At 64.3% G+C, this 13,599-nt stretch carries 13 protein-coding genes; all 13 read right to left on the bottom strand.

Annotated elements, in window-relative coordinates; translation table 11 throughout:
• Positions 1-30: 30 nt before the first annotated feature.
• The 13 genes from ACQAYK_RS10920 to ACQAYK_RS10860 are packed head-to-tail and all read right to left on the bottom strand — an operon-like array spanning position 31 to position 13,432.
• A complete protein-coding gene (locus ACQAYK_RS10920) occupies positions 31-1,365 on the bottom strand; it encodes an NADH-quinone oxidoreductase subunit N (RefSeq protein WP_483167582.1) in 1,335 nt (444 codons plus the stop codon).
• Complete coding sequence (locus ACQAYK_RS10915) at positions 1,355-2,800, bottom strand: complex I subunit 4 family protein (RefSeq protein WP_483167581.1); 1,446 nt, start codon at positions 2,798-2,800, stop codon at positions 1,355-1,357. Before ACQAYK_RS10915 ends, ACQAYK_RS10920 begins: the two co-directional genes overlap by 11 nt.
• Positions 2,797-4,662: an NADH-quinone oxidoreductase subunit L gene (nuoL, locus tag ACQAYK_RS10910; RefSeq protein ID WP_483167580.1), complete on the bottom strand. Its 1,866-nt coding sequence runs from the start codon at positions 4,660-4,662 to the stop codon at positions 2,797-2,799. The genes ACQAYK_RS10915 and nuoL overlap by 4 nt, the downstream gene beginning before the upstream one ends.
• Entirely contained in the window at positions 4,655-4,969 is a 315-nt protein-coding gene (locus tag ACQAYK_RS10905) for an NADH-quinone oxidoreductase subunit NuoK (protein WP_483167579.1), read from the bottom strand. Before ACQAYK_RS10905 ends, nuoL begins: the two co-directional genes overlap by 8 nt.
• Entirely contained in the window at positions 4,962-5,456 is a 495-nt protein-coding gene (locus ACQAYK_RS10900) for an NADH-quinone oxidoreductase subunit J family protein (protein ID WP_483167578.1), read from the bottom strand. The genes ACQAYK_RS10905 and ACQAYK_RS10900 overlap by 8 nt, the downstream gene beginning before the upstream one ends.
• Complete coding sequence (gene nuoI, locus ACQAYK_RS10895) at positions 5,453-5,956, bottom strand: NADH-quinone oxidoreductase subunit NuoI (RefSeq protein ID WP_483167577.1); 504 nt, start codon at positions 5,954-5,956, stop codon at positions 5,453-5,455. Before nuoI ends, ACQAYK_RS10900 begins: the two co-directional genes overlap by 4 nt.
• Complete coding sequence (gene nuoH, locus ACQAYK_RS10890) at positions 5,953-6,924, bottom strand: NADH-quinone oxidoreductase subunit NuoH (RefSeq protein ID WP_483167576.1); 972 nt, start codon at positions 6,922-6,924, stop codon at positions 5,953-5,955. Before nuoH ends, nuoI begins: the two co-directional genes overlap by 4 nt.
• Positions 6,912-9,188: a 2Fe-2S iron-sulfur cluster-binding protein gene (locus ACQAYK_RS10885; RefSeq protein WP_483167575.1), complete on the bottom strand. Its 2,277-nt coding sequence runs from the start codon at positions 9,186-9,188 to the stop codon at positions 6,912-6,914. The genes nuoH and ACQAYK_RS10885 overlap by 13 nt, the downstream gene beginning before the upstream one ends.
• Positions 9,181-10,443, bottom strand: coding sequence for a complex I 51 kDa subunit family protein (locus tag ACQAYK_RS10880; protein WP_483167574.1), 1,263 nt, complete (start codon positions 10,441-10,443; stop codon positions 9,181-9,183). The genes ACQAYK_RS10885 and ACQAYK_RS10880 overlap by 8 nt, the downstream gene beginning before the upstream one ends.
• Complete coding sequence (locus tag ACQAYK_RS10875; protein WP_215873068.1) at positions 10,440-10,940, bottom strand: NADH-quinone oxidoreductase subunit NuoE family protein; 501 nt, start codon at positions 10,938-10,940, stop codon at positions 10,440-10,442. Before ACQAYK_RS10875 ends, ACQAYK_RS10880 begins: the two co-directional genes overlap by 4 nt.
• Positions 10,915-12,597: an NADH-quinone oxidoreductase subunit D gene (locus ACQAYK_RS10870; protein WP_215873067.1), complete on the bottom strand. Its 1,683-nt coding sequence runs from the start codon at positions 12,595-12,597 to the stop codon at positions 10,915-10,917. Before ACQAYK_RS10870 ends, ACQAYK_RS10875 begins: the two co-directional genes overlap by 26 nt.
• A complete protein-coding gene (locus tag ACQAYK_RS10865) occupies positions 12,597-13,082 on the bottom strand; it encodes an NADH-quinone oxidoreductase subunit B (RefSeq protein ID WP_215873066.1) in 486 nt (161 codons plus the stop codon). The genes ACQAYK_RS10870 and ACQAYK_RS10865 overlap by 1 nt, the downstream gene beginning before the upstream one ends.
• Complete coding sequence (locus ACQAYK_RS10860) at positions 13,073-13,432, bottom strand: NADH-quinone oxidoreductase subunit A (protein WP_215873065.1); 360 nt, start codon at positions 13,430-13,432, stop codon at positions 13,073-13,075. Before ACQAYK_RS10860 ends, ACQAYK_RS10865 begins: the two co-directional genes overlap by 10 nt.
• Between the last annotated feature and the right edge of the window lie 167 nt (positions 13,433-13,599).

Below are 13,599 nucleotides of genomic sequence, written 5' to 3'. Positions count from 1 at the left end.
TGCAGTATCTGCCCGGCGCTGCCAACCGGGTTATTGTCCCAGGAACAGCGGAAACAGGAGCCAGCCGAGACCGAGCAGCAGCATTCCCGCAGCGGCATACAAGCGCAGGATGGCAGGTTGCCAGAGCGCCAGACTGCGTTGCTCGTGCGGGTGACGCCAGAGACTGGGCAGGTAGTAGGCGAAGGACAGGGCGCTGCCCAGGATGAGCACGATGGCAAGACCCCAGACCTGGGCGTGGATATCGGCTACCAGGACGCCAAGTTTCACAAAAAAGCCCAGGGTCGGTGGCATCCCGGCAAGGGACAACAGGCTCACGGCGAGCAGTCCTGCGGCCAGCGGTGCCTGCTGGCGCAGGTGACGCCAGGGAATTTCGTCAGTTCCCTCAGGCAGGCTGAGCAAAGGGCCAAAAATTCCCGTATGCATCAGACCGTAGACCACGGCGTAGAAGGTGGCGATGATCAGGCCCAAGGGGCCAGCGGCGAGGGCAGCGAAAAAATAGCCGGCGTGCGCAACCGCCGAGTAGCCGAGCAGGCGGCGGAAAGAAGGGGTGCGCCAGGCAAGCAGGTTGCCGATGACCATGCTGAGCACCGCCAGGGCCAGATAGGGCAGGAGCCAGGTGCCAGAGACCCCGGCCAGATTGATCAGCACTCCCATGATGGCGACCTTGCCCACCGCCCCCAGGTACAGCACCGCCGGGGTTGGCGCTCCGGCATAGATATCCGCCACCCAGGCATGAAAGGGGGCGACCGCCAGCTCAAAGCCGAGGGCGGCGAGCAGCAGGATAAAGCCCAGGCGCGCGGCGAAGGTGCCGTTGATCGGCCCCAGCGGTGGATTCAGGGCGAGGTCACCATTCCCTAGGTAGATCAGGGCGATACCCAGGGCAAAGAGGGCCGAGGCGAGGGCTGCCAGCAAGGCATATTTCATCGCGGCCTCAAGGGCGCGGGACGAAGAGCCGGGCCAGACAAAGAGCGCAAAGAACGGCAGGACCTGCAACTCCAGGCCGATGAACAGCCCGATCAGCTCATCACTGCCCACCAGCAGGAGCGCTCCCAGCAGCACACTCAGGCAAAGTCCGGTAAAGGCCCCGGGCATGCGTTGCAGCAAAGGATGACGGGCCAGGAGCAGAAAGAGCACGGCACTGGCCAGGCCCAGATAGGTGCCGAGGATCGTGGCGCTACTGTCCCAGTAGAAACCCTGGCCCAAGTCGAGGCGGCCATGCAGCACCAGGGCAGCGGCGCCGAGGCTACCCAGCACTCCCCAGTACGGGGCAAGACGGCCAAGGCGCGGATGCAGGTCGAAGAAAAAGGCCAGGAGGGCGGCAATGGCAACGGCGATCGGCGCCCACAGCGTCGCACTAATGACCATGCGCACCCCCGATCAGCAATGGGCTGTGTACTGGCAGGAGCTGGGCAAAATCGGCGAGCAGGGTTTGGCTACCCAGACCCAGATAGAGGCTTGCCGCGCCCAGGAGCAAAAAAACCCACCATTCCCGCTGGGCGAGGTCGGCAATCTGCGCCGGCAGTCGCGGATTGATCTGTCCCAGCATGCTGCGTTCATAGGCGCGTAGGAAGACCACCAGGTTGACGATCATGCCCAGGGTGGCGATGCCCGCCCAAAGCGGCAGGACGCGGAAACTGCCGAGCAGGGTCAGGAACTCACCAGGAAAGTTCCCCAACCCGGGCAGGCCCAGGGCCATCAGGAAAAACAGCAGGGTCCAGGCACCGAAGCGTGGCATGCGCCGGAACAGTCCACCCAGACCCTCCCAGTTGCTGCCAAGGCCCCGCGCCTCGAGTACGGCCAGCACGGTAAAGAGTCCGGCGGCGAGGACGGCATGGGCGATGCTGAGAAAGAGCGCGCCGCTCCACGCTTGCTCCTGTAGGGCGAAGATCCCGAGGGCAACGAGGTTCATGTGGCTGACACTGCTATAGGCAACGGTCTCGCGCAGCTCGCTGGTGCTGAGGGCGAGGAAGGCGCCGTAGAGGGTGCCGATGGCTGCCAGGATGATGCCGGCGGGACTGAAGAGTAGCGCCCCCTGGGGCAGCAGGGGCACGGCCCAGTGCACCAGCCCATAGACGCCCGCCAGCACCGTCGCCCCGGAAAGAAAGAGGGCGGCAGCGGGAGCGCTTTGCACATAAGCTCCGCGTGCCCAGCCGTGCAGAGGAAAAAGAGGGAGCTTGACTCCGAGCCCTGCCAGCATCCCCAGAAAGAGCAGCAGTTGGATCCGTCCGGAGAGGTCACTCCCACTCAACTGGATCCAGGAAAAATCATAGATACCGGTACTGTTGCCGCGATTGAGGTAAATGGGCAGGACTGCCAGCAGCAGAAACAGCGAGGCGGTTACCGTATACAGGAGAAAGGTCAGGGCGGCGCGTCGGTCTTTTTTGCCGCTGCGCAGGATCAACCAGGCCGCCGCCAGGGCGACGATCTCGTAAAAGATGTAGAAGCTGAGGAAGTTGTTGGCAAAATAGGTGCCCATCAGGGCGCCCTGCAGCACCGCCAGAATCCGTGCCAGATGCAGATATTCGTCGTGGTGCCACTGCACGGCCAGGGCGACGGGCAGGAGCAGGGCGGTCGTCAGGGCAAAAAGATCCGCCAGGGGATTGGCCTGCAGCTGCCACAGGGCGCCGAGGAGGGGAAGATGAATGGCCACCACGGCGGAAGGATCGCCCGCCAGCAGGGGAATGCAGAGCAGGATCTCCGCCAGCGCGCCCGCAATCGTCAGGGCAACGGCCGAGCGCTGCGCCAGGCTCAGCCACAGGGCGATGCCCCAGGGTAGCAGGACCAGCAGCGAGACGATCATAGTGGCCAGCTCCAGATCAGCAGCAGGAGGAGCAGGAGCCCGGCAATCATGCTCACAGCATACCGGCTTGCCAGTCCATTTTCGCCGCGGGCCAGGGCATAGGCCGACAGGCGCAGGCCGTCGCGCAGCCCCCCCTGGGCCAGTCCCTGCACACCCAGATTCTCGACGCCACTACGCAGGAGTCTGCCCAGGGCGTAGAAGGGGGCAGGGAAGAGGCGCAGGATCGTGCCGTCGATCCACCAGCCGCTGGCCAGAAACCGCCAGCGACTGAGACCGCGGCCGGCACGCTCGCGCCGTGCTGCCCAGTAACCGAGTGCGATACCCAGAAAGGTGGCCAAGGCCCCCACCAGGGTCAACAAACCTCCCTCCAGCCCGATCGGGCGCGGCGGGAGTCCCAGCTCGGGGGCCAGCCAGTGCACCCAGAGGTGCGGTCCAGGCCAGCCGGGCGGAAACTGCAACCAGCCAATGCCAATGCTTGCCGCCGCCAGGAGGGCCAGGGGGATCTTCATCCCCCAGCCCATCTGATACGGCCCTTCCAGTTCCGAGGGCTTGCCCTCGAAGACCAGAAAATACAGGCGGAAGGCGTAACCTGCTGTCAAAACCGCGCCGCTCAGGCCGAGGGCGTAAGGAACGCCACCGCCCGCTACCAGGAAGCTGGCGTTGATGATCGCGTCCTTGCTGTAGAAGGCCGCAGAAATCAGAGGCACGGCGGCGAGCGCGAAGACCCCGGCAAGAAAGGTCCAGCGTAGGAAGGGCTGGCGGTATTTGAGACCGCCCATATGGCGGATGTCGTGATCGTCGGCGTAGATCAGAATGATGGCGCCGGAGGCCATGAACAGCAGGGCCTTGAAACAGCCATGCACGAGCAGGTGAAAGAGCCCGAGGCTGGGGGCACCGATGCCCACCCCCATGAACATATATCCCAGCTGACTGATGGTGGAATAGGCGAGGACGCGCTTCACGTCGACTTGTGCCAGACCGCAGGAGGCTGCAAAGAATGCCGTCCAGGCGCCGAGCACGGCAATGGCCTCGAGCATGCCGGGGACGGCAGCAAAGAGCCCCAGCAGACGGATACAAAGGTAGACCCCAGCGGTCACCATGGTCGCCGCGTGGATCAGCGCGGATACGGTGCTCGGGCCGGCCATGGAATCCGGCAGCCAGATATGGAACGGGAACTGCGCCGACTTCGCATAGGCGCCGATCAGGATCAGGATACTCGCCGCCAGTAAGAGGGCAGGCGCAGGTTGCGCCGTGACCAGAGCTAGAAGGGTACTGATGCTCAGGGTATGGTACTGGGCAAAGAGCAAAAAGATGCCCAGCAGCAGTGTGGTATCACCAATGCGGGTGACGACGAAGGCCTTGCGCCCCGCCCAGGCATTCTCCGGTTCGCGGTACCAATGCGAGATCAATGCATAGGAACACAGACCCACGGTCTCCCAGCCCAGATAGAGCAGCAAGAGATTGTTCGCCATGGTCAGAATGAGCATGCCGGCAACGAAGAGATTGAGATAGAAATAGTAGCGTCGCTCGCCGTAGTCGCCGCGCAGATATTGCTGCGAAAACAGGTGAATCAGAAAGCCGACGAAACTGGCGATGGAAATCATCACCAGGGTCACGTCATCCACTCGCAGGGTCAGATCCACACGAAAATCGCCCACCGCCATCCAGGTCCAGAGCCGATCGAGCAGGGCGGGCTCGGCGCCCGGGCCGAGCCAGATAGCGAGTACCACCAGAGAAGAAAGTAAGGGCATGGTGGCGGCCAGGCGTCCACACCAGCGCGGCCCGAGCCGTTCGCCAAAAAGGGCGTTGATCAGGGCGCCGAGTAGAGGAAAGCCCGGGATGAGAAAGAGCCATTCAGTCATCTTGCTTCTCCCGTTCGCGCAACAGACGCAGGCCATCGACGTTGAGGGTGCCGAGTTCCCGGCGGACGCGCAGCAGCAAGGCGAGGCTTGGTGCCAGGGCGGCGCCGCTCAGGGCCATGATGAAGAGCGCCAGTACCTGACCGCTGATGGCGTGCCAGCGGGCACCCCCCGCCAGGGCTATCAGCAGAGCGGCGTTGAACAGCAGTTCTACCCCGAGCAGCCAGAAAACCAAGCTGCGGCGCAGCAGGATCAGGGCCAGACCCACAAAGAAGAGCAGGGCGGCGGCAGCCAGGGCGATCTCAATCATGGTCTTTCTCCCCGGCATGCAAAACCAGCACCGCCCCAATAACCACAAAGAGCAACACCGCTGCCGCTTCGCTCCACCACAGGTTGGGACCGTAGAGGGCGCGCCCCAGCAGGGCCGGCCCCAAGGCATGGATCGCAGTGGTGATGGGTTGCTGTTGCCAGAGCAGGGCCGCCAGCGCCAGGGCGAAGGCCAGCAGCAGCAGGGCGCCAAGGGGCCAGCCGCTACGCCAGCTCTGGCGGGCGGCGGCGGCCCGGGCCTCGGGCCCGATGAGCATGAGGGTAAAGAGAAAGAGCACCAGGATGGCACCCAGATAGAGCAGGATCTCCATCGCCGCCAAAAAGGGCGCACCGAGCAGATAAAAAAGGATGGCGAGGATGCCCAGGACGGCGGCAACGGCGACTACCCCGTACATGGCGTCGCGCAGCAAGAGCACCCCCAACAGCAAGGCGGCAAGCACGACGAGCAAGAAAAAGCCGAGGAAGATCATGGCAGGTTGCTCCGCGGATCGCAGTTTCTCGGCTCTGGGAGGGCTTGGGTGCGTACGCCGGCGTGGTCGTAATAGCGGTACTCGGGATGCTTGCCGGTGCCGTCGATGAGCAGGGCCTCCTTGTGGTAGACGAAGTCACCGCGTTCAGTCTTGGCAAAGGCGAATTCCGACGAAAGCTGGATCGCTACCGTCGGACAGGCCTCCTCACAGAGTCCGCAATAGATACAGCGGGCAAAATTGATGCGAAAGCTCTGCGCAAAGCGGCGGCCATTCGGGCGATCCGCCCCTTCCAGGGCAATGCAGTGCGTTGGGCAGACCGCCGAACAGAGTTCGCAGGCCACACAGCGTTCCTCGCCATCGGGATCGCGGGTCAGGATCGGGCGACCGCGCCAGCGCTCGCCCAGTTTGGGCTGCTGCTCCGGATATTCCAGGGTGTCCCGGCGCCGGAGCTGTCGCAGGGTCGTCCACAAGCTCGCCAGTAGGCCGTGCCACAGTCTCATAGCGTCCCCCACAGGGCGGCGGCAATGGCCGTCAGCAGCAGATTGAGGATGGCCAGCGGCAGCAAGGCGTTCCAGCCCCAATGCAGCAACTGATCGTAGCGTGGCCGGGGCAGGCTGGCGCGCAGCCAGAAAAAGATCCCAATGATGAAGCCGGTCTTGAGCAACATCCACAACCAGCCCGGCAACCAGGGGCCACTCCAGGCACCCAGATAGAGCAGGCTGATCAGCGCGGCGATGAGCACCAGCCCAAGGTACTCTCCCAGGAAAAAATAGCCGAAGCGCATACCACCGTACTCGGTGTGATAACCGGCGACGAGCTCACTCTCTGCCTCCGCGAGATCAAAGGGCAGACGCTGGGTCTCGGCAATGCCGGCTATGAAAAAGATCAGAAAGCCCAGTGGCTGATAGACGATCAGCGGCACCGGCTGACCCGCCGCACCGAGCCCCTGCAGGGCGAGACTGCCGGATAGCAGGACCAGGGCGAGCAGGGCAAGGCCCATGGGCAGTTCGTAGCTGATCAGTTGGGCCACGGCCCGGATGGCACCATAGAGGGCAAACTTGTTGTTGGACGACCATCCCCCAAGAAATACCCCGTAGACGTGCAGGGAGCTGAGGGCCAGGATGAGCAGAAGACCGATCTCCCAGTCGCCCGCCCAGGAAATGCCCGGGGCCAGGGGAAGCACGGCAAAGCCCGCCAAGGCACTGAAGGCGACCAGAATTGGGGCCGTGCGATAGAGCAGGCCGCTGGCAAAAGGCGGGACGAAATCCTCCTTGCAGAGCAGCTTCAGCGCGTCGGCCAATGCTTGCCCAACTCCCAGAGGACCCAGGCGGTTGGGCCCCAGGCGATTTTGCAGCAGGCCCAACACCCGCCGTTCGGCAAAGACGAGAAAGCCAGCAATGCCCAGCAGCACCAGCAGGGTGACGAACATGGCGACGATTTGCGCAAAGAACAGCATCAGTCCAGCCACTCTGGATCGACGCCGTCGCCCGGGCGCAGGCCCAGGAAAACGAGTTCAGCACGCGGGATGGCGAGGACCTCCGCCGCCATGTCCGGCAGTTCGCGTAGCGGCAGGGTTCGGCTCGTGCCATCGGCGGCGCGGAGTCGCACCTGTCGCGCATCTTGCTGCCCGGGAGCGATCCAGGCAGCACTGGCGGGGGCCAGGCTGTGCAGTTCCCGCGCGCCGTTGGCGAGCTCTTCCTCGCTGTAATGGCTGAAGCGGCAAACGCTCCAGCCTTGGTCCGTGGCGCGGGGTGGGGGCGCCGAGTGCAGACGGAAGCGGGCGCGCAGCTCTTCCGGCAGAAACACGCCAGGGTCCCCCGGCCGAGGTTCGGAACGCAGCAGAAAATCACGATGGAAGCGCAGACGCTCCTGCCAGCGTTCGGAAAGCCCGAGGCGCTCGGCAAGGGCGCGACAGAGCTCTACGGGACTGGGCAGGAGCTCCTCGCGCAGGGCACCCCCCGCCGCCAGCGGGAACGGCCCCAGCTCCGGGCGCCAGTGACGCTCTTCCCGTGCCGGGGTGTAGGCCACTGCCGCCGCTTGCAGCCGCCCCTCACCGTTGTAGTACAGCCCCGGGCGCTCGCTCAACGCCGCGCAGGGCAGGGTCAGCCAAGCATCGTCCCAGGATAGGCTGCGGCGGTGATCGATGAGGCTGAGATCGATGTCGCCGTGGCTCCGCCACCAGGGCCCATCCATTTCCTGCGGGTCCTGGCCGAGGGCCAGCAGATGGTCATAGTCGTGCCCGGCAAGGGCAGTACGCAGACGGCTGGCGTGACCATCGACGGCGTAAAAGGAGGCGCCCGGAAGGTTGCCCTGGCGATAGACCGGCAGGATGCCACTGCCATCCGGCCAGGTGCCGATTTCCCGGCGCAACAGGTGCAGGAGTTCGGGCCCCACCGACTCGCTGTCGATAAGCAGCAGGAAAGGCCGATGATGGCGTTGTCCCAGCCAGTCCCAGGCAGCATCGAGCAGATCCGCCGGGGGTAACAGACGATCCTCGCCAGCCAGCGCCGTCAGAGGACTGGGCAGGCAGCGCAGGAGGCTGATGGCCGCGCCGCGGTCGTGCGCCGCGCGCAGAAACAGAGGCAGGGTGGGCGCGACCCGATCCACCGCGCCGATGACGAGAATCTCTGCATAGGCGGAAATCCTGGCCGGTCCTGGCGGGTGTGGCAGGGCCAGGATCTCGCGTGCCTTGGCTTCCTCCCAGGGCTCGAAAAAGGCGGCGAAGGGGGCATCGAGGACACGCGCGAGGGCAAAGAGGGCCAGATTGCTGTTGAGATCCTCTCGCGGCGAGCCGAGGAAGGCGCTACGCCCTTCCGCCAGGCGTGCCGCAAGTCGGTCGAGGACGCTGTCGACATCCTGGCGGCGCCCCCCGGCCTGGGCCTGCCGCGGCCGATCCTCGGCGGCGACGTAGCGAAAGCCATAGCGGCCGCGGTCACAGAGAAAATGCGGATTGATTTCGCCATGGCAGCGCTGGCGGACGCGCCGCAGGTGGCCGCGGGCGGCACCGGGTCGGGTATTGCAGCCGATACTACAGTGTGGGCAGATGCCGGCGCTTTCCTCCAGATCCCAGGGGCGCAGGTAGTCCTGATGGTAGACCTTGTCGGTAAACACCCCGGTGGGGCAGACCTCGGCGAGATTGCCGGCGAGGGGGCTTTCCAGTGGACCATCCTCCAGACGACCGAAAAAGACCCGATCGCGTGAGCCGAAAACGCCAAAGTCTTCGCCGCCCGCCAGATCCTGATAGAAACGCACGCAGCGATAGCAGGTGATGCAGCGATTCATCTCCTGACGGATCAGGGGACCCAGCTCCTGACTCTGATAGCGGCGTTTTTCTGGTTCGTATTCGCGGTAGGCATGGCCACTCGCCACCGTCATGTTCTGCAGGTGGCACTGGCCCCCTTCGTCACAGATCGGGCAATCATGGGGGTGGTTGCGCATCAGCAGTTCGCTGATCAGTTGGTGTTCGTGCTGTACCTTGGCTTCTGCTCGCCCCAGTTGCAGATCGCGGCTGGCGGGCAACAGGCAGGCCATGGTCAGGCGCGGCGGGTGCTTGCCGTCGTGGGGATAGACCATCACCCCGCACTGGCGGCAGGCTCCCAGGCTGCCCATGGCCGGATGAAAGCAGAAATAGGGGATGCTGCTTTCCTGCCGATGTGCGAGGACGGCCTCCAGGACATTCTGCCCCGCGCGGAAGGGGATCGCCTCGCCATCCAGGTAAAAGACCTCAGCCATGGCGCACCGCGTAGGGACAATGCCCTTCCTGCACATGTGCGGCGAGCTCGTCGCGGAAGATCACCATCCCCGATAGCAGCGGCATCAGGGCACCCGGGGCCAAGGCACAGAAGCTGTTGGGGGCGATCTCCTTGCCCAGAGTTTCGATTTTTTCGAGATCGCGCATTTCGCCTTCTCCTCTTTCGATCCTCTCCAGTAACCATAGTAGATAGGGAAGACCTTCGCGGCAGGGGGTGCAAAAGCCGCAGGATTCGCGGGCGTAGAAGCGGGTGGTGGCGACGAGAAAATCGAGGGGGCAGTGTTGATCATCCAGGACGATACAACCACCGGTGCCCAGGCGCGAGCCGATTCTCGCCATGGCATCGAAATGCATCGGGGTGTCGAAATCCTGGGGCTGGACGAAGGGCGTCGAGGCGCCCCCGGGCAGTACGCCGCGAATTTCCCGTCCTGGCAGCGGCCCGCCCGCATGTTCGTAGAGAATCTCGCGCAGGGTCGTACCCATGGGTAGCTCAAAGAGCCCCGGCTTCTGCACTGGCCCACAGACGCTGTAGAGCTTGGTCCCCACCCCGCCATTGGCCCCCCAGCCCTGATAGGTCTCGACGCCCTCGCGCAGGATCCCAGGCAACTGGGCAAAGGATTCGGCATTGTTGACGGTGGTGGGTTGCTGCCAGAGTCCTTTCTGGGAGATGTGGGGTGGTTTCTTGCGGGGGTTAGGGCGGCGTCCCTCGATGGCGTTGAGGATGGCGGAGTCCTCCCCGCAGATGTAGCGTCCGAGGGAGAGATGGATGTCCAGTTGCAGCCGGCCGGCGGGCAGGTCCAGCAATTTCGCCGCCTCGGCAGCGGCCAGGGCGCGGGCGAAGACCTCGGCACCGGCCGTATATTCGCCGCGGATGAAAATGACCGCCTCCTGCACCCCCAAGGCATGGGCGGCGATCAGCATGCCTTCGAGAATCTGCTGGGGGGCACCAAAGAGCAGGGCGCGATCCTTGAAACTGCCGGGCTCGGTCTCATCCAGGTTACAGACCAGATAACGGGGCTCGGGGGCATCGAGGCCGCGCAGGCGCCATTTCACACCGGTCGGAAAGCCCGCGCCACCACAGCCGCGCAGACCGGATTTTTCCACCAGGGCAATCAAATCTGCCGGAGACATCTGCAGCGCCTGCGTGAGCCCTTGGTAGCCCCCCACGGCGCGATAGGCGTCGAGATTGGCCGGATCGTCACTCGCAAAGAGCATACTGAGGGGCTGAATGCTCATGACTCGCGCTCCCAGCCCTGGAGTAGCTGGCGCAGGGCCTCGGCGCTGAGGGGCGCAACCGTGTTCTTGCCATCGACAAAGGCCGCTGGCGCGCGCTCGCAGAGGCCCAGGCAGACATGCGGCAGGACGCTGTAGTGCCCGTTGCTCTGGCCGAGGGGCACGCCGCTCTGCGCCACCGCCATCCGCAACAATCCGGGTGCGCCGGCAAGATGGCAGGCGATGCTGTCACAGATGCGCAGCACATGGCGTCCGGGATCCTCGCGCAACACCAGGGGATAAAAGGTGCAGAGTTCCTCCACCCGCACCGGGCTGATGCCGCAGAGACGCGCTACCAGCTGCAGTCGCTCGTCATCGATCCAGCCGTGTTCCGCCTGCAGGATGCGCAACAGATCGCAGACGGCGGCCTCCGGATGGCTGCCCGCATGTTCCACCACCTGCTGCAAGCGGCTGAGCAGGGTTGTGGGTACGCTTTCAGCGGTCGAGGTCGGCGAGGACATAATCCAAGGATCCAATACTGGCGATGAAGTCGGGAATGGCGAGACCCTGCCCCAGCTCGGTGATCATCTGCACATGCGGAAAGGAGCCTGTGCGCACCCGCAGGCGCTGCGGGCGCGGGCCACCATCGCTGCAGACAAAATACCCCAGCATCCCGCGCGCCGACTCCCCCAGCCCCAGGGCCACCCCGGCGGGTGGGCCAAATTCCGCCGCCATCTGCTCGAAGTGGTGGATCAGGGTCTCGATGTCTTGCAGGGTGCGGTCCTTGGGCATCAGCGCCTCGGCAGCATCGCGCGCGAGCACCGGGCCGGAGGGCATCATCCTCAGCAGCTGGCGCAGGATAGTGATGCTCTCGTGAATCTCTTCCAGGTGCAGGGCGGTGCGGCTCCAGGCGTCGCCGTCGCTGGCGGTGGGCACGGCAAACTGCAATTGCGGATAGAATCCGTAGGGTTCGGTTTTGCGCAGATCCCAGGCGCTGCCGGTGCTGCGCAGGACGATACTGGTCGCTCCCCAGCGCTCGGCCATGGCGGTACTCACCTGGCCAATGCCGCGGGTGCGGGCGCGGAAGATGTCATTATCGATGCTGAGCGCTTGGGTATCGCGCAGGCCGGCTTCGACGCGATCAAGGACTGGGCGCAGCTTTTCTTGCCAGTCCTCCGGCAAATCCTCGGCTACCCCGCCAATGCGAAAAAACTGCGGATGCAGGCGTCCGCCGGTGAAGTCTTCGATCAGATCGAGGAGCAGGGAGCGGTCGCGAAAGGCATAAAACGCCGGACCCATGGTGCCGAGGTCATTGCCATAACTGCCCAACCAGACTAGATGCGACTCGATGCGGCAAATCTCTGCCAGCAGGGTGCGGATCCCTTCGGCGCGTTCGGGCACGCGGATGTCCGCCAGGGTCTCGACGGCGCGCAGGTAGGGCCACTCGCCGAGTACGCCACCCAGGTAATCGACGCGATCGGTATAGGGGATGAAATTGTGGTAGCTGTGTCCCTCGGCAATTTTTTCGACGCCGCGATGGTGATAGCCGATGTCGGGATCGACGCTCACGACGCGCTCGCCGCGCAGACGCAGGCGATAGCGCAGGATGCCGTGGGTGCCGGGATGGTGCGGCCCGACATTGAGCAGCATTTCTCCTTCGCCGGGGGCGTCTTCGGGATTGTAGACGGCGAGCTGCTCCTGCAGGCAGCCGCGCTCAAAGCGCAGGGGCGGGCGCTCGGTGGCGCGGAGAGGCTCGGCCTTGCGCAGGGGGTGTCCCTCCCAGTCTGGGCTCAGCAGGATGCGACGCAGATCGGGATGCCTGGTGAAGACGATGCCAAAGAGGTCATAGATCTCCCGCTCATACCAGTTGGCCGCGGGATAGATCGCACAACAACTGGGCGCCTTTTCGCCCGTCAGGGACACACGCAGACGCAGCCAGTCGCCGGGCTGCAGGCTGTGCAAGTGGTAGATCAGGCAGAGCTGACTTCCGCTTGCAGTCTCCTCTTCCCGCGCGGTCAGGTCGAAGAGAAGGCGCATGGCGGGCTCGCGCTCCTGCCGGAGGTAGGCCAAGGCGGGGAGGATCTGACTTTCCGGTAGCCAGAAATCCGGCAGCTCGTCGCGCGCGTCACCGGCAGGATGAGCGGCGAAGCGGCGCTGCAGGATCTCGGCGAGCAGCATCAGTTCTCCTGCGCCAGAACCCGGGCCGGGCGGGCGCGAATCTTCCGCTGCAAGAGCAGCAAGCCATCCATCAGGGCCTCGGGGCGCGGCGGGCAGCCCGGCACGTAGACATCCACCGGCAGGATCTGATCGAGCCCCTGTACCACGCTATAGACGTCATACATACCCCCGGAATTGGAGCAGGAGCCCATCGAAATTACCCACTTGGGTTCCAGCATTTGCTCATAAAGTTCGACGATCATCGGCGCCATCTTGGCAAAGACGGTACCGGAGCAGATCAGCACGTCCGCCTGCCGTGGCGAACTGCGGATCACCTCGGCGCCAAAGCGGGCCAGGTCGTGTCGCGGGGTAAGCGCCGCCACCATCTCGATGAAGCAGCACGAGGTGCCAAAGTTGAGCGGCCACAGCGAACCAGCGCGACTCCAGGCAATGATCTCATCCAGTCGTCCGGCAAAGAAGGCCAGTGGCCCACGCTTCATGTCCATCGTAGGCCTCCCATCGCCCATTCGTAGAGCCAGCCCAGGGCAAGAATGACGAGAAAGGCGATCCCACCCCAGAGTGCCGCCGGTGGCAGACCATGAAAAGCGACCGCCCAGGCGTACAGAAAGGCGCCTTCGAGCTCAAAGACCAGGAAGGAAACCGCCAGCAGATAAAAACGAATGGGAGTAGCGGGATGCGTGGCCGTACTGACGCCCAGGCCGCTTTCGAAAGGGATGTCCTTGTTGCTACTCGGATGGCGGCCGCCCAGGTAGCGTGCCAGCATCAACAGCCCGAGCAACAGGCCCAGTGCGAGCAGGGCAAATACGGCAACGGCGGCGGCATGGTGCAGGGGCATTCGGCTCTCCTTGCGACTTTGCTAAGAGTATAGTCAAGAAAAACGTGCCTGGCAGATCCGTCGCGCCGAGGCCTGGGATACGGATCTAGGCAAAGAAAATCGCCCACGACTGCACTATGCTGAAAGCAGCGGAGAAGCGAAGTGGGGCTTTCGTCCCAAGGAGATGA

The organism is Acidithiobacillus sp. AC3 (genome assembly GCF_050261095.1).
GTDB classification, from domain to species: Bacteria; Pseudomonadota; Gammaproteobacteria; order Acidithiobacillales; family Acidithiobacillaceae; genus Igneacidithiobacillus; species Igneacidithiobacillus copahuensis.
This window is presented reverse-complemented; position numbering and strand designations above follow the sequence as displayed.

Excerpts from the sequence above, each read along its gene's own strand:
- ACQAYK_RS10875 (WP_215873068.1), bottom strand. The coding sequence starts at position 10,940 with ATGTCCTCGCCGACCTCGACCGCTGAAAGCGTACCCACAACCCTGCTC.
- ACQAYK_RS10870 (WP_215873067.1), bottom strand. The coding sequence starts at position 12,597 with ATGCTGCTCGCCGAGATCCTGCAGCGCCGCTTCGCCGCTCATCCTGCC.
- nuoI (WP_483167577.1), bottom strand. The coding sequence starts at position 5,956 with ATGAGACTGTGGCACGGCCTACTGGCGAGCTTGTGGACGACCCTGCGA.
- ACQAYK_RS10905 (WP_483167579.1), bottom strand. The coding sequence starts at position 4,969 with ATGATTGAGATCGCCCTGGCTGCCGCCGCCCTGCTCTTCTTTGTGGGT.
- nuoL (WP_483167580.1), bottom strand. The coding sequence starts at position 4,662 with ATGACTGAATGGCTCTTTCTCATCCCGGGCTTTCCTCTACTCGGCGCC.
- ACQAYK_RS10920 (WP_483167582.1), bottom strand. The coding sequence starts at position 1,365 with ATGGTCATTAGTGCGACGCTGTGGGCGCCGATCGCCGTTGCCATTGCC.
- ACQAYK_RS10915 (WP_483167581.1), bottom strand. The coding sequence starts at position 2,800 with ATGATCGTCTCGCTGCTGGTCCTGCTACCCTGGGGCATCGCCCTGTGG.
- ACQAYK_RS10865 (WP_215873066.1), bottom strand. The coding sequence starts at position 13,082 with ATGGACATGAAGCGTGGGCCACTGGCCTTCTTTGCCGGACGACTGGAT.
- ACQAYK_RS10900 (WP_483167578.1), bottom strand. The coding sequence starts at position 5,456 with ATGATCTTCCTCGGCTTTTTCTTGCTCGTCGTGCTTGCCGCCTTGCTG.
- ACQAYK_RS10880 (WP_483167574.1), bottom strand. The coding sequence starts at position 10,443 with ATGAGCATTCAGCCCCTCAGTATGCTCTTTGCGAGTGACGATCCGGCC.
- ACQAYK_RS10885 (WP_483167575.1), bottom strand. The coding sequence starts at position 9,188 with ATGGCTGAGGTCTTTTACCTGGATGGCGAGGCGATCCCCTTCCGCGCG.
- ACQAYK_RS10860 (WP_215873065.1), bottom strand. The coding sequence starts at position 13,432 with ATGCCCCTGCACCATGCCGCCGCCGTTGCCGTATTTGCCCTGCTCGCA.